Below are 16982 nucleotides of genomic sequence, written 5' to 3'. Positions count from 1 at the left end.
CTAAAAGAGCGGCTGTAATTCGCTAAGCTTTTTGATTTCTTCAATGTCATTTTGCGGCAATACAAAAATGAGATGCTTTTCGTCGGGACTCATATCAAATTCAAAAGGCTTAGTGCTTAAACGCATTTCAGCTTCGGTAACTGTCAAGCTTGGCAGTGCCGTAGCACTCAATTTACCATCTAGGAATTGATACAAGCTATTACCCCGCAATTGCCAACAACTGTCACACCCTACAGAAATTGCCCCTATTTCTAAAGGTTCTCTGTTGTTATCAAAAATTATTTTTGCTTTTTGCTCTATATCTACAATAAGCTCTGCGCTTTGGCTATTGCTGAAACCTGCGTTACCCTCTACGTTATTTTGTTCACTTGGTGTGAACTTGAATGCTTCGCTAAATATCGTATTTTGCTTTATTAGCGTAAGTTGTTTTGAAATAAGATCTAAGTGATATAGACCAACACTGCCATCAGTATTGTGGCTGTAATAGCTAATAGTTTGTTCATTTACAAATCGAATATTTTTAATACTAGCGACATTCAAACTCAAATAAGCAATATTCAAACTCTTCAAATCTAATACAAAAGGTCTTTCGTTGATCAGGCCTACCAACAATGATTTTAAATGATTTACCTTAAACTCGTTTAATACAACAATAGATTCAAAAGTGTGTATCAGACTTTCTTTGCCACTCCATTCTCTAAATTTTATAGTCGTTTTATTATCAATAGGTGACGCAAAATAATAACCGCTGTTTGTAGCCGTAATTAGGCCTTCCGGCACACTATTTAAGTTCTTAATAGTGGTTTGCACGGTTTTTGTGGATGCAAACAAAGGATTTTGCATAAAGACGCTTTGTGATATTGCTTTCTTATTGGAGATGATAAAGCAGTTGCTTCCACAATCACTCAAAATCTGCCCAATTGTCTCGTTTCCAGTAAACCACGACATTAACTTATTTTCTGCTGGCTGATATGAAAACAGTTTACTGTGGTGATTCGAAAAACTAAAACGGTCGCCAGATTCATTCCACACACCGCTTTTCACCATTCCCGACAAAGCTAAGGGCGGCGACGCAATTGCATTTAATTGTGACATGTTTACAGGTACTAAATAACTAGACAGGTAGTCATCTACAGGATAGTTAATTAAAGCGAGCAATGTAGTATTGTTTGGCGACAGCGCAACAGCACTAACTACCGGTGGCTTGTTATTTGCCAAAGGTAATGTTCGCACCACATCATTTAAACCATCTAATGCAAAGACTGTTTCTTGTAGTGTTGCCGTATCGTTTTTGTTGTTGCAATCAATTTTAAATATTGCGCCACTTGATAGCTGTCTAAGAAAAACAATAGCTGAATCACTTTTACTTACGCCAGTTCGAAAACCAAGCACAACGGTATCATCTACTAATGGGTTTGGACACAATTGGGTAATAGGTGCTTGTTCATCGTTCAATAACTGGGTGATATAAAAACCTTGTTTATCTTGCCGTGTTAATAAAACTGCATTTTCGGTTTCTGACCATAGGTATTCATTATGAATTGGATTTTCATAAAAAACTCTGAATTGCAGTTTTTGTCGAGCGTCTTCAAATAATAATGAATCTTGCCGATTAATATTTTCGTGTTTTAAACTTACAAGAGACCTTGTATTTTTATTATAGTAAGTACTAACTTCTATGTCATTAGATGTTGCCAATAACGCTGATTGATAATTAAGTGCTGTATCTGAGTCTATCTCAACTAATTCATTATCTTCAATGAACCAAAGTACCGAAAGTAAAAAAAGTACGAACGAAGCTACAATTGGTACTAAAAAATGCGGCTTATGAAACCAATTCTGAGTAGTTGTAGAGCTTAGTTTAACCGTGGGTATGAGCATATACCCCTTGTTTGGAATTGTCTTAATATAGTCTGGATTTTTGGCATCATCATTGAGGGCGTCACGGGTTTTTTTAACCATTGAACGCAAGGCCGCGTCAGAAGGAGTTTTTCCCGGCCAGAGAGATTCAAGTACTTCTTGCTTGCTAACGATTTCGCCTTGCTTCGAAATCAACACCAATAAAAACTGAAAAAGTAGTGGTTCTAAATGCACACTGATATCAGACTTATGCAGCGATTTCAATTGGCCAGAATTACAATCTAATTCAAAATCAAGAAAACGGGCTAGTGTATTTTTTAGACTAATTTCTTGCTGTTCGTGTTTAATATTCATTTACCTTTTTTGCAATTAAAATATGCTCTATTTTTAAATAACATATGATGTGACTTTATGTGAACAAATTTATAATGCTTTTAATTCAGTATCTTACAATTCGAAATTTTACTGTTAACTGACTAAAACGTGCATGTTAATATGCGTGGCTACAATTCATAATCAGCGTTTTCTTTACGTTCGAGTGTAATGTATTCTTGATAAATAGCCAGTCTTTGAGCTCAATATTTTGCATAAGAAAATTTGTCGAACAAACTAAGCGCTTAAGATTAAGCAAACATTTTTACACTTAACTTTGCTTAGAAAGTTTTTTCATTTGATCAAAGCGAAAATATAATATCTACAGTAGAGTTTAGCTTTTACCTTTTATTAGAAACATAAAATTAGGGTGATTAAATATAAAATTAGATATTACTTATTTACAAAATCAAAACACTAATTGCTAACTTACCAATGAGTACCAAAATTGAGTAAAACTTGTATAAATCAATATCAAAATGAGACTCATTATTTTGCTTCAAGTAAAGTTTCAATTAATGCCTTTTGCACTACCTCAAAAACTAATTTTTAAAAAATATTGGTTATAGTTAGTACTTACTAACAACTATTCGATTTCGCGTTTAAATCAGAACCTAAAGAAAAACATTTATCTTAGAAGAAATCGGCGTATTTCTCTAATCATATCAGTCAGATTGACGATACAAAATACACAACGATTAAACGAGCTTTCAAATTGTTAGCAAACAATCCGCAAACTCAATACTGTCAAAGACTTATAGTACCGCTATACTTTGCTTTAGTGTGTGTCTTGTTTGTGTGCACAACAACACGTGGCTTAGCCGCGGGGCTGACAACACAAGAGCAAACCAGTACTCAACAACTAGAGAACCCAAACAAAAGTAAAAAACGAAGTTTTAAAGTGGGTGTTTCCTACCTAAACCAATATCCGATATATTCAGCGGTGAACAAAGGCGACAAAGGCATTGGCTGGGCTGTACTAAAAGCATTCGGTGACGCCTACAATATCGAATTTGAATTTGTTTCAATGCCGATGACAAAACTACAACCAGCAATGGACACAGGCGCTATTGATTTCATTTTTCCAGATAACCCAGCATGGTCAACCTTTCGCTCTAACAGATTGCCCAACATCTATAGCGCAACTATATTGAAAGCAACCAGTGCCACCTTTGTCACTGTAGAAAATAAGGACTTAAAAATACCTGACATCAAAAAAGTGGCAATACCGTTTGGTTATTCTGCTTTAACTTGGGTAGATCCAATAGAAAATTTTGATATCAAATCGATTCCTATAAGAGACTTAAAAACCGGTCTAAATATTTTAAGAACAGGTAGTGTCGACGCTGCAGATATTGAGTACAACACGGCAATGCATCTCATCGAAAATAATGACATGTTCAGGCATAGACTGATTATTTCAAAAACCTTGCCTCATTCTGAGGTTCACTATAAGCTTTCCAGCATAAAACATATCATTGTCTTAGAAAGTTTCAGTTTGTTTTTGCAACAAGAACAAGAATTAATGCAAAAACTAAAAGCACAGTACAATATAAAAGAGTTTAAGCAGATATTCCCAAATGCATCTGTCAACGAGCCGGTTTTCCATCCGTAGTTTTTATTTTGGTTAATGTAAACTCGCTATTTGTTGAACTTTGTGACAAATATCTTTGTCTTGTTTATAAGCAAACTATTTTTGTCTTTTTTGTCCATACTAACTGGTACTAAATCATTGATGAAGCCTAATTCACTAACATTCAAACAACAAATTACATGGGTTGCGGTAGTTGCGAGTGTAGTATTAGTTATTGAAGTTATTAATTTACTATCAGGAAGAGCCCTCAATCAATTTAGTATCTACCCGCGCGAAGTCCAAAGTTTAGGCTTTATTTTTACATCGCCACTTCTCCACGCTAATTTTCAACACTTCGTGTCCAATTTCTTAACCTTGTGTATATTTAGCTTTCTGATGTTGGAGTTTGGCAAGCGTACATATATTAACGCTACATTTTTTATTATTGTTATTACTGGCTTACTAGTATGGTTATTTGGCCGCACGGCTTTCCACTTAGGTGCATCGGGGGTCGTTTATGGCTATTTTGGCTATTTACTATTAGCTGGGTTTTTCAGTAAAAAAATTCACTTAATCGCGATTTCCATAATGGTTGTTGTTTTTTATGGTGGCCTTATTTGGGGGGTATTACCAGGGCAACCAATGGTTTCATGGGAATCTCACTTATTTGGTTTTAATGCTGGCATATTACTGGCTTATCTAAAATTTAAAAAACGTAAAAGCATATTAAGCTGAACACCCCTTATCAACGTATCTAAAACAAGTATCTTACTCACTAATATAGGCCAATCACCTTCATATGCTACATATTAATGGCTTGTACAAATCGTATATCGATGCCAGCGAGAAAAGAACCATATTGAAAAATTTATCTTTTTCCATGCAAAAAGGCGAGAGCATAAGTATTCAAGGTGCTTCAGGCTGTGGTAAATCTACCCTGTTGCATTTGATAGGCGCCTTAGATAAGCCCGATAAAGGCGAAATTATCTTAAATTACGACAACCAAGTGCTCAAGATTAACGAGTTAACAAACCTTCAGTCCGACCAATTTCGACAAAAAGATGTTGGCATGATCTTCCAAAAATTTAATCTAATCGATTGCCTTTCGGTAAGAGACAACATCTATTTACCCGCTAAAATCAATAAAGCCAATCAACAAAGTATCGACCATACCTATATTCACTCGCTAGTGGAAAGCTTAGGCATAAGCAAACATGTTGATAAGTTACCTAACCAACTTTCGGGCGGCGAGCAACAGCGCGTTGCTATTGCCAGAGCGTTATCGCATAAGCCTAAATTGTTGCTTGCTGACGAGCCGACTGGCAATTTAGATGAAGAGAATTCAGACAAAGTAAGTAAATTACTGGTAGATACTTGTCGGACGCATAACACCTTATTAATAATGGTTACTCACAGCCAACAAGTTGCTCAATTAACCGAAAGAAGACTGCGTATTAGCCAGGGCAACATAGTTGAATCTGATAATGTCGAAGTAAAATGAAGAAATACAGCCTTTTAAGCACATTCGTTCTAGTATTGCTTAAGAGCTATAAAAATAGCAAGTTTAGCCTTGCCATGTTAATGGTTTCGTTAATTATTGGCACAAGTGGCTTAGCGGCTGTGCTCATTGTAAATAATAGTGCAAAACAGAGTATTTCGACAAATACTCACCATATTATTCCTTACGCTAACTTTAAAATTACAGCACTATCGAATGATAAAGTGATCAGCAAGCAAGACTATAGCAATTTAAAACGTGCAGGTTTTACTAACTTAGTAGCGGTCGCACAGAGTCGGCATCATCTATACCTCAACGAAGAAAAAGTGACAGAAAGGCGTATCACAATTACCGGCATAGACGGTTTTTCGCTTTTACTAACGGCTGTTGCAAATAACACATTAAATGGAGATGCACATAGAAATAGCGCTAGGCAAAACAATCAAAATAACAATGCGCTTGTACAACTCCCTTTTACAAACAATTCTGCTCTTGCTCACCCCAATTTAATTACCCTTATAAACAACAAGGCAAACGATATAAAAAAAGTTGATACTGGTACTGTTTCGAAGATATTTAGTATTAGAGCAAATGAAGCGGAATTTTTTGCCTTGCCTCCTTTATTACCATTGCAACAAGCGAGTCTTGGTAACGATATTGTATTAGACATTCATCAATATTATGCACTTGTACCTAACGCGAAAATAGAAAGCCTCATTTGGGTATCAGATGTGAAAGCTAAAAATTTAGCTGACATAAAAGAGAAGCTAAGCGCAGCTTTACCCAGCCACCTTACTTTACTTGAACTTGGCCCTCAAAACGCTCAAGCAGACATTACCGATAGCTTTCACATTAACCTATTAGCGATGTCGCTACTTATGTTTGTTGTATGCCTATTCATTGTATTGAACGCAGTGAATCTTCTATTGAGTGCGCGCATTCCGTGGCTAAAAATATGTCGGCAATTGGGCATTCATGCGCACACTATCTTTATTGTACAACTTGTAGAAATTGTATTATTAACACTCATTGCCACACTCATTGGTGTGTTTCTGGGATACAAACTTGCTTTAGTTGTATCACCAAGTGTTCAGGCGACTATCGAAAATATATATCAAATTAATGTTGGTTTTGGTGAACTGTCAATAAGCAGTTTATTTTTAAAAGTATTTAGTATTAGCTTAACTGGCTGTATATGTGCAGTGTTTATGCCTATGAAGGCACTTAATAAACGTTTGGCTTACGCAACGCAGACGTTAGAAGGCGCGACCAATACACTAACTAAACCGTTGCTGTTTAAATATGTGCTGACATTGGCTAGCATCATCATGATGACGCTTGCAGTTGGAATTTTTATCTTCGCTGAATTTTTGTGGTTGTTATTAATTGGAACTGCCTTAGTTATATTGACAGGTTGTTGCATCTTACTATTGAGCTACCCTAGACTATTGCGAGTTTTATTCAAACTTATTCCCCATTCTTTGCCCTTACTACAAGTAAGTGCAAAGCAAACCCTTGCGTTGTCAGCTAAGACTAGAATTGCCTGTTGCGCTTTTTTTATTGCTGCCACTAGCAATATTGGGATGAATTTGATGGTCGACAGCTTTAGGAGTGCCACCGTAAGTTGGTTAGATTCACGTTTAGCTTCCGACTACTATTTGTATTATACCGGCAAAACCAATATCGAAGAGATAGGTAAACAAGCGGGAGTCAAGATTACCGCTCGCTACGAGCGCTATACCGATTATAAAAACATTCGATTGCAGCAATTTAGCTACCCAACAACATCTGTATTCAAAGATGCAATGGTTTTTTACAAGGTCGACAATGTCCTTGAAGCTTGGCAGGCTTTTGAAAATGAGAATGGCATATTTGTTAACCAACAATTTGCTTTTCATTTTGATGTAAGTTTAGGTGATGCAATTTCACTTCCTCATCCCAGTCTTGAAATAGATACAACTTACATAATAAAAGGGGTTATTTATGACTTTGGTAGCCCGAGTAAACAAGTTTTATTTCCTATCCGTACGTTCTCAGAAAGTCGCGCAACAACCAATATGTATGCGGTTGAAGCAGATGCCAATTCGATTGCTATTTTTAAAAGCTTATTAATAGAATCTGGTATAGATGCCGAAAGAGCCTTGCTCAGTACCCAAGCATTATTAGCTTTATCAATGGAAGCGTTTGATCGAACGTTCTTAATTACAGATGGCCTTAATATTATTACCTTACTTGTAGCAGCACTATCTCTAGCGTGCGCGATTATTGTGTTAATGAACGAGGTACGCCCTCAGAATATGCTGATAAGAAGTTTAGGAGTATCTGCACTAAAAACTCAAATGCTAGCGCTTTTTCAGTATTTGTTGTTGTGTATTGTGGCGCTTATTTTTGCTACACCTTTTGGTATTTTACTCAGTTGGATATTAATTTATGAGATAAATCTGCAGGCATTTTTATGGACATATCCTTTGCAAATAAATGTACATGACATTGTTGAAATTTACCTAGTTAGTCTTTTAGTTGTTTTGACAGTTATTGCTATCCCTTTGTTTCAAGCAGGAAAGCGCCCTTTGATTAAGGATATTCGATGGCTAAATTAAATTTTTGGAATAGAGAATTTGGGAGAAATATCCGCTTTAAAGTTATTTTAGTATTTATTTTTATTACTATACTCCTACTTGCGATAATAATTAGTAAGCATTTACTTACATATGAAAATTTATCTGTGCAAAGCAAGCAATATCAAAATGGTATTTTTGGTAGAAGTGTATTTGAACAAAATCCTAATGCCACTCTTGGTAATAGAGCAGACCCAAATTACCGCATTCACTTTCCGCTTGATCATCGCCCGCATGTAGATTTTGATATTGAGTGGTGGTATCTGACTGCAAACTTACACGGTGTAGATGAAGAAGATAAACCACAATATTTTGGCCTGCAATGGACCTTATTCCGCTTTCGAAATCCTGCTCAATTGAAATTTGAAGATGCAGAGAACACATGGGGAAATCAACATATTTATATGGCTCATGCTTCAGTTCATTCAAAAGACAAACATTGGTTTGCTGAAAAATTTGCCCGTGGTGCCGTGGGTAATGCAGGCACAATGGACGAACCTTTTGAGTTATTTATTGATAATTGGCAATGGATAAATACTGAAGATGAGCAAAATTTGCTTCCTGCAAAACTGCACTTTTCTATCCCCTTAGTTGCTCAAAAAAGTGATGCCCAAGTCGCGCCTAACTCAAATAACTCAAACTCTGAAAAGCATGTTGAAACACTGAGTGTGACATTGAATTTAAGCCAGTCAGGACCTTATGTTAAACATGGAGACAATGGCTACAGTATTAAATCGAGTAACGGACAACATGCTTCTCATTATTACAGTGCGCCTTTTGTCGATGTTGCTGGACAATTTAAAATATTAAACACCGAATCAAAAAGTGCTATCTCAGTATCAGGCAAAGCATGGTTTGATCAAGAGTGGACATCACAATTATTAGATACGGCTACTCTCGGATGGGATTGGTTATCTTTGCATTTACAAGATGGTAGCAAAGTAATGGCATTTAGAATGCGCTTACGAGATCAAGAAGACCATATTACTGGATCGTATATTTCTCCCAAGGGTGTACTAACAACCTTAGCACCAGCATCGATTCAACTCACCCCTGAAAATTTTACCGTAGTAAATAGTAAACGCTTGCCACTTAGTTGGCGTTTGACTATACCTTCACGCAATATAGATATACAAATCAAATCTCGCAAAACGGAGCAATGGAATCCAGCATTTGTATCTTATTACGAAGGCATGGTAGAGGTCAGTGGTTCACATTTAGGCGAGGGTTTTCTTGAATTAACTGGGTACTAAACCATTGGTATTGAGTTTGTGGCATTGATTAAATATTGCAAATTGTTGAAGTGCCGTTTTTAGCGCCGGATAAAATTCATCTAGCGTATGGCGCTTGCTAGGTCTTGGCCATGGCTCTAAGTGCAAGCTGATTACTTCAAAGTGCCCGGTTTTGCGATGTGCTTTACAATCAACTCTAGCAACAAAGTCATCAGCGAAGAGTATCGGTAAACTAAAATAACCATACTCTCGTCTTGCTGCGGGCACATAACATTCAATTTTATAGTCGAAGGAAAATAAACGTTTCATGCGTTCGCGATGAATAAGGACGTTGTCAAATGGAGATAATATTGTCACTTTCTTTTGCACTCTACAGGTTAAATTCAGCATACTTTTGTCTACATAGAGTTTTGTTCCATCCTTCATTTTCACTTCTGCGATAACATCATTTTCAAGATGTTCATCGATTAGTTCTAACATTATATTACGTAAGGTTTTTCCAGTTTTTAGGTGTACTAGTTGTTTCCAACTCACTACACCATGAGCTCTTAAGCTGGTATCAAAAAGGTATTTTGCGTACTCATATACACTTGGTACTGTAGTATTAATATCGTTTGGCAAACAGCGCTCTGTCAAATCATATATTTTTTCCATGCCATTTCGTGAACAAACCATTAAATCGCCCTGCATAAATAAACTTTCAATCGCTTGTTTAGCAGGTGCATAATTCCACCAACTACCCTTAACTTTTTTGCTTTGGTCAAAATTACGCACACTGAGTGGGCCTTCGGCATGAAAACGAGCAAGGATTTCGTGCATTAGCGTAGAGCTAATATTTTTATGATAAGGACGTGTGCCATCACGAATACTTTGCATGTAGGGCAATGCAAAGCGATAGTCTTTCATCGGCAAATAAGCTGCCGCATGATACCAATGCTCAAAAATTCGTTTATCACGCACGAGTTGGTTTAAGTGGTCGGTTTGATAGTTCGATACTCTATTGTAAAGAATGTGATGATGCGCACGCTCAACCACCGAGAGCGTATCAATTTGCACATAACCTAAATGTTCTATGGCTTTTAGCGTACCAAGCTTACCTGACCCATATGGCGCCGTAGAAATAAGTCCTTGTTTATATAACGCAATCCGCCTTAATATAGGAATCATATGAGCAAAAGTCTTGAAACGATAAACCTAGGCTATCACTGCTTATTGTAACTATCTAGTAGTTATATTTTAGCTGAATAAAATTGGATGCTGCAAATTTTGATAATTTAACTATTGAATTACGAAGAAATTAACAGAACATCATAAAATTCAATTAATTTGACTAATGGACTAAAGCTTAAGCCCATAAATGCCGATTTAACTTGAGATCATACGTACTTTTTTTAGATCAAAATAATAAGTCAAAGGTTAATGCTTTAGTGACATTAAAAATAAACACGCATCCATACATGTCGCCGCTACGTTCGGCGATAGCCTTGGTGTGCCTTTTGAGCGTTGCTTTCACCTTGCACAATAAAGCATTTTCTAAACAATCTAGCTTTGAATCCATAGCGCATTTTCGCGCAATTCCTATCTATTTAAGCAACAATAAAAACTTGTCTTTTACCCGTCATAGCAAGCAGGACAATGACGGCTTTTTATGGATATCAGGAGGACAGGGTTTATTGCGCTACGATGGCTATAAATTGGAAGCCTTTGATGTTGGAAATAATAATACTATTCAAGAGTATACCGTTTCTTATCCCTTTATTGATTCGGAAGGTGATCTCTGGGCTGGTAACAAATTATTGTATCGTTTTAACAATGAAAGCCAGCAATTTGTTCCAGTGGGCACCCCTATTAATCAAACAATTTATAAGATTATTGAAGATAATAATCGAAAATTATGGATATCTGGTGAGGGATTTGGGCTTATTACCCACGACAAAGTAACTGGGCTTACGCAACGAATTCAACTTCCTTTGCCAGAAAACGAAAAGCCATTTTATATACACAGCATGGTTTTTAATGCTAAGACTAACGAAATTTGGTTTATATCTGAAAAAGGTATATTCAATTATGCGCCCGAAACTAATCAAATCTACAAAGTAAAATCTCCTATCGATAACATACTCGGAACATTTATTGTAAGAGATATTACTGTAAATGAAGAACTAAACCAGTTATGGATTGGGACGCCATCAGGCCTATTGTTAATCGATACAAAAACCGAATCTATGCAGTTGATAAATCGTGAAAGCACAGCTTGGAATTTACCGGCTGACCATGTCACAACCACATTCTTAGATTCTTCTAATCGTCTCTGGGTTGGAATAGAAAAACGCGGCTTGTGCTTACTAACAACAAGCGGTGAATCCTTTACCTGCCTCGCCCCATCTTTTGATCAAAAAAACAAAATTCCAATTGCCACAATAGAAGATATTTCCGAGGATGATAGTGGCAGCCTTTGGTTATCAATGAACAGTTATGGGTTGGTTAGAATAACACCACAACTGGAAGTATTTAGACGCTTAATAGATTCTGTAAAAGCCCCTGTAGGAGACTATTTCCCTCATTCGTACAATGCGGTTGTGAGAGATAATGGTGATATTTGGGTGGCAACCGATGGCGGAGGTATCAATATTTTTAATATGGATACTGGTAATTTTCGAAATTTAAAACAAGAACCTTATGACGATAATTCCTTGCCTTCAAATTCAATCATTGCGCTAGGAGAAGACGCAAATGGTATGATTTGGGCGAGTACTTGGGCTGGCGGAATTGTGCGCATTGATCCCGATACGATGTCATTTCAAAGATATTCCAGAACTTCCAGTATCGAAGACTCGAAAGTACTGGCTGGGAACAATGTATTTTCAATGGATTTTGACACAAATGGTCATTTATGGCTTAGCATTTGGGGTTTAGGTTTACAGAAATTCAATCAAAATACCGGAGAATTTACCACCTATTTAGCAACACCAAATACCGACAAAATTGGCTTGCAGTCTTCAGATATTTCTCACCTTACCATTTATGAAAACAAGTTATTTATTACTGGCGAAGGAGGGCTTGAATTATTTGACCTAGAGTCTGGCGAATTTGAATTTATATTTAATGATGCGAGTCCTGGATTTAGATATGTATTTGTAGAATCGCTAGAAAAAATATATGTGGGCACAAGAAATGGCTTAGTTAAACTAAATTATATGACAGGTGAGACAGAAGTCTTCACTACTGATGATGGTCTTCCGTCAAATGAAATAAACTATATTCATATCGACCGCAATGGTGATTTATGGGTTGCATGCACAAATGGTGTAGCGCTCTATAATCCTCTTGAAGGTAAATTTCGCGCATTTACAAATCATGACGGAATTGCTGGAGACAAAATGAGTACTCATGGGGAGTTTTTTGAACATGATGGTGACTTATTTATTCCTGGCAAATATGGCGTATCGATTGTCAACCCAGACAGTATTCCAAAAGACAACCATATACCCAAAACACAAATTACTGACGTTAGATACTCAAGTGCAGACAAAGTAGAACAGCAAAAATTAAACATAAGTAGAAACCAACAACACCAGCATATTATTGACTATGAATTCAATACAATCCGGTTTGAATTTTCGGCTTTAAGTTATATTTTCCCTGAAAAAAATCACTTCAGGTATCGACTAATCGGATGGCAAGACGAATTTGTTGCAGCCACTGCAAGTGAACGCAATGCAATTTATACTAATTTGCCAGCCGGTGAATATCGCTTTGAAGTAATCTCCGCTGGCATCAACGGCAACTGGGATTTAACTGGAGATAATTTTAGTTTCAAAATACCGCAGCCATGGTGGCAGACAACTTGGCTTAAACTAACAATTGCGCTAAGTATTATGTTACTTCTCTATTTAATTTATCGAGGGAGGGTGGCCTTAGTATTAGAGCGTGAAAAACTGCTGGAGCAAAAAGTAGCTGAAAAAACCAAACAGCTTGCTTTGTTCAATTCTGAACTAGAAATGCGAGTAAAAGATCGTACTGAAGAGCTTGAACAAGAAATAAATGAGCGTAAAACAATAGAGTCAAAACTTTTCCATATGGCATTTCATGACTCTTTGACAGGCTTACATAATCGGCAGTGGACGATAGACCGAATAGAAAAACTCTTATCATCTGTGTCAAAGGGCACCATAAAGGGCTTTGGTATTTTATTCATCGATGGCGATAGATTTAAACAAATTAATGATACTCATGGTCATACATTGGGAGACGATATTCTGATTGCAGCTGCTAATAGGCTGACAGACCTTCTCGGTGAAGGGCAATCTGTAACTAGGCTAGGGGGAGATGAATTTACAGTTATTGTAGAAAAAGACTATGATGTTGCAAGCCTCGAAAAGCTTGGAAAATCTCTCGTACTTGCTTTTAAAGCGCCTTTTCAAATGAACGAAAATACATTTCATTTCAATGTCAGTATAGGAATTTTACCCTGTGATTCTAGCTATTCAGAAGTGCCTAGTGTACTACGCGATGCCGATATTGCTATGTACCGAGCCAAAGACTTAGGGAAAGCAACATACAAAGTTTTTGACCAAGAAATGCGGGAAACAAAACTCGAATTAGCAGCGCTTGAAGCAAGTTTATATGAAGCTGCTGTAGCGAATGATTTTCATCTAGTGTATCAACCCATAGTAGATGTCAAATCTAAACGAATATATTCTTTTGAGGCACTTATTCGTTGGCAACATCCTACACGCGGTAATATACCACCCGATATATTTATTCCCATTGCTGAAGAGGCAGGTTTAATATGGAAAATAGGAGCATGGGTGTTAAACGAAGCATGTAGGCAAACGAGCGTTTGGCATAAAGACTTACAAGCCGATATCAAGCCAAAAATTTCAGTTAATATTTCATCTAAACAGCTTAGTCATGAACGGTTTCTGAAGCTTGTAGACGATACATTAACTACAAATAACTTGGCGCCAGAATATCTGACCCTAGAACTCACAGAATCAGTGTTGATTGAAAATACCGATCTTATCGGCGCTTTACTTTTATCATTTAACGAACGTAATATCGATTTAGCGATTGATGACTTTGGCACTGGCTATAGTTCTCTGGCGTATTTAAATCAACTCCCTGTACAACACATCAAAATTGATAAAAAATTTATAGATTCGATAGACAAAAATAATTGTGATGAAGACAACAAAGACGCTTTACAAGTTGTTAAATCAACAATAGGTTTAGGTAAAGGGTTAAACAAAAAAATTACTGCGGAAGGTGTAGAAAACGAATTCCAACTTAATTATCTTGAAAAATATGGATGCGATTATGTTCAAGGATATTTTTTAGATAAACCTCTGTCACCTGAAACAGCTTATGAGCGCATCAATAAAGCGTAAATTTAGTTTTTAAGATCACGCCAAAACTCATAACATATATGTAATTCTGTGTGCCAAACCGGCGGAAGTTCTTTTTATACCTCATTGTCTATGTTAAAACACTATATACTCCAAACAAACCATGTGATTTTATGCATAACGTAAAAATTGATATCGTATCTGATGTATCATGTCCTTGGTGCATTATTGGCTATAAAGCGCTAGTTGAAGCACTCAATAATTTAGAAGATGAAATGCAAGCCGAGGTTCAATGGCACCCTTTTGAACTGAACCCGAATATGCTTAAAGAAGGCCAAGAGATAGATGAGCATTTGAGTGAAAAATACGGGATTTCGAGTCAACAAGTTACCCAAAATAGAGAAGCCATAAAACAAAGAGGCTTAAGTGTTGGCTACGAATTTGGTAACCGAGGTGGCGGTAGAATTTATAATACCTTTGATGCACACAGGCTACTGCATTGGGCACAGTCCCAAGGCAAACAAACCGAACTTAAATTGGCGCTCTTTGATTTGTATTTTAAGGAGTCGGGCAACCCAAGCGATCACCAACAATTACTACAAAAAGTAAAACAGCTTGGTTTAGACCTTGCTCGCGCCAAAGCGATTTTAGCAAGCGAAGAATATTCTGAAGAAGTGCGACAAGAACAAGCATATTTTCACTCTCAGGGGATCAATTCTGTACCCGCGGTCATTGTGAATAACGAGCATTTAATTAGCGGAGGCCAACCTACACAGGTATTTGAAAAAGCCTTGCGTCAGATAACTGCAGGTTAAACTAATTTCTACTATCACTGCAATGTACTAACAGTTATTAAGGGTCCAATATTCGGTGGAATATCAAATAACGCATATAGACGTCAATTCTAAATTTGAATCTTGTTTCACTGAAAGAGCTACAGAGCTATTTGAGTTAAGCGGGATGTTCATTTCGCAACGCCAAGAGGTACTTAATTTTCGTTACCGAAAAAGTCTACCTAACTATAAAAGTGATTGGCATGTTGCCGGCGATCCTACATTTATTGTAGTGCAGTCTGGTTGCATAGAAATAGAATTACGCAATGGTCAAAAAAAGCAATTTTGTGCAGGTGAGGCATTTGTTGCAGCTGATTATTTACCTAAAAATATTATGTTCTCGGAACAGCATGGGCATCGCGCGCGTGTAATAGGCAACGATGAATTTGTAGCCATTCATTTTAAGCTAAGTTTAAAAAATGAAGGTTGAGTGGAAGAAATAAGTTGTATGAGACTATAATAAAAACTCGAACTACTTCGACGTGCGCCTTACTTTCGATTAAGACTAATATAAGTATTTATTACGATACAACTCTATTTTTTCCTTCTGCTTTTGCTTGGTACATTAGCTCATCAGCGTGCTTTATCAACTCAGACAATGATCCATCTTTTTTCAAACTTGCTGCACCAATACTACATGAAAAAGAAACAATATTGTTGTCACTTATTTCACTAACAGACTCTATAATTCGATTAGCTAATTGGCTTGCTTCATCTATATTTGTTTCTGGCATGACTACAATAAATTCTTCGCCTCCATATCTGCCTACATAATCAAGGGCACGGCAATTTTTTTGGAGTGTTTGTGCAAAAGCTACAATGACTTTGTCCCCTTCATCGTGACCATATGAATCATTAATAGATTTAAAATCGTCAATATCAAGCATTAAGATAGATAGATTGCGGTGATAGCGAATCGCTCTATCGTGCTCATCATTGAGCTTCTCAAGTAACACTCGCCTATTACAAACTTGTGTCAATGGGTCTGTACTAGCTAGCTTTTCTAAAGTAGCGGTTCGTTGCTTTACTTTTTCCTCTAACGACTGATTTGATTCTTTTAGCTGTTCTTTCGCGAGAAGAAGCTCTTTGTTTTGTTTTTGTAACTCTAACTGACTAGGAATAGCCAATATTTGAGGCATTATTTTCCACAAAAATATTGCTGTTAAAATCGAAATAATGCCAGTAGTAAATTTAATCAAGCCAGCGATAAAGTAGTATCCATGCCAAATGTTGACTAATCCCATGGCATGAGACAAACCGCAAAAAGCGATAAAGCCAGCAAATAAAAGAAATACTCTATTAAATTTAAGGTCTATCCTTTTTTTTACTATGTATATAAGTGCAATTGGAATAAGGCTATAAGCAATGACTGTGAGCCCATCTCCTACAAGTGTTAAGAATAATAAGTCGGCGCGCCATAATAAGCAGTGGCCGTGAGGCATAAAACTGCCATCAAAAACTATATCTAGCATCTAGTCTCCCTCATTACTATCGAGAACTTAAGGCACAAAGTAATTCAATATGCATAACGGCCTATTTTTACAGACTTTAGTATAACGAAATATAGTCTTAGCACTAAGGTTTATTTTATGTTTACTTTTTTAGATACAAAAAACCCGCTGCTCTGTATAGAACAACGGGTTTGAAA

At 36.7% G+C, this 16982-nt stretch carries 11 protein-coding genes; 8 read left to right on the top strand and 3 right to left on the bottom strand.

The window, feature by feature from the left end; genetic code table 11:
* Nucleotides 1–2214 (bottom strand): winged helix-turn-helix domain-containing protein, encoded by a 2214-nt coding sequence (locus RM552_RS16260; RefSeq protein WP_311369937.1) that lies wholly within the window; start codon nt 2212–2214, stop codon nt 1–3.
* A gap of 814 nt (nt 2215–3028) precedes the next feature.
* Between RM552_RS16260 and RM552_RS16255 the strand changes: the two genes are divergently transcribed.
* The 5 genes from RM552_RS16255 (at nt 3029) to RM552_RS16235 (ending at nt 9174) form a co-directional block, all read left to right on the top strand.
* Nucleotides 3029–3847, top strand: a complete 819-nt coding sequence (locus tag RM552_RS16255) for a transporter substrate-binding domain-containing protein (protein ID WP_311369936.1) — start codon at nt 3029–3031, stop codon at nt 3845–3847.
* An 81-nt stretch (nt 3848–3928) separates the two neighbouring features.
* A complete protein-coding gene (locus RM552_RS16250) occupies nt 3929–4540 on the top strand; it encodes a rhomboid family intramembrane serine protease (RefSeq protein WP_311369935.1) in 612 nt (203 codons plus the stop codon).
* Nucleotides 4541–4664: 124 nt separating this feature from the next.
* A complete protein-coding gene (locus tag RM552_RS16245; RefSeq protein WP_311369934.1) occupies nt 4665–5306 on the top strand; it encodes an ABC transporter ATP-binding protein in 642 nt (213 codons plus the stop codon).
* Nucleotides 5303–7903: an FtsX-like permease family protein gene (locus RM552_RS16240; protein WP_311369933.1), complete on the top strand. Its 2601-nt coding sequence runs from the start codon at nt 5303–5305 to the stop codon at nt 7901–7903. The genes RM552_RS16245 and RM552_RS16240 overlap by 4 nt, the downstream gene beginning before the upstream one ends.
* Nucleotides 7891–9174: a lipocalin-like domain-containing protein gene (locus RM552_RS16235; protein WP_311369932.1), complete on the top strand. Its 1284-nt coding sequence runs from the start codon at nt 7891–7893 to the stop codon at nt 9172–9174. Before RM552_RS16240 ends, RM552_RS16235 begins: the two co-directional genes overlap by 13 nt.
* Here RM552_RS16235 and RM552_RS16230 read toward each other — a convergent pair.
* Nucleotides 9160–10320, bottom strand: coding sequence for a winged helix-turn-helix domain-containing protein (locus RM552_RS16230; RefSeq protein ID WP_311369931.1), 1161 nt, complete (start codon nt 10318–10320; stop codon nt 9160–9162). The genes RM552_RS16235 and RM552_RS16230 overlap by 15 nt on opposite strands.
* Before the next feature lie 260 nt (nt 10321–10580).
* Between RM552_RS16230 and RM552_RS16225 the strand changes: the two genes are divergently transcribed.
* The 3 genes from RM552_RS16225 to RM552_RS16215 all read left to right on the top strand — a co-directional run bounded on the left by RM552_RS16225 (nt 10581) and on the right by RM552_RS16215 (nt 15764).
* Nucleotides 10581–14543, top strand: coding sequence for an EAL domain-containing protein (locus tag RM552_RS16225; RefSeq protein WP_311369930.1), 3963 nt, complete (start codon nt 10581–10583; stop codon nt 14541–14543).
* 131 nt (nt 14544–14674) lie between these two features.
* Nucleotides 14675–15316, top strand: coding sequence for a DsbA family oxidoreductase (locus tag RM552_RS16220; protein ID WP_311369929.1), 642 nt, complete (start codon nt 14675–14677; stop codon nt 15314–15316).
* Nucleotides 15317–15371: 55 nt separating this feature from the next.
* A complete protein-coding gene (locus tag RM552_RS16215; RefSeq protein ID WP_311369928.1) occupies nt 15372–15764 on the top strand; it encodes a cupin domain-containing protein in 393 nt (130 codons plus the stop codon).
* A 91-nt stretch (nt 15765–15855) separates the two neighbouring features.
* Here RM552_RS16215 and RM552_RS16210 read toward each other — a convergent pair whose 3' ends face one another.
* Nucleotides 15856–16806, bottom strand: a complete 951-nt coding sequence (locus tag RM552_RS16210) for a GGDEF domain-containing protein (RefSeq protein WP_311369927.1) — start codon at nt 16804–16806, stop codon at nt 15856–15858.
* Nucleotides 16807–16982: the final 176 nt, after the last annotated feature.

The organism is Glaciecola petra (assembly GCF_031846345.1).
GTDB lineage: Bacteria > Pseudomonadota > Gammaproteobacteria > Enterobacterales > Alteromonadaceae > Glaciecola > Glaciecola petra.
The sequence above is the reverse complement of the archived record's forward strand: the minus strand, read 5'-3'. Positions and strand labels throughout refer to the sequence as shown.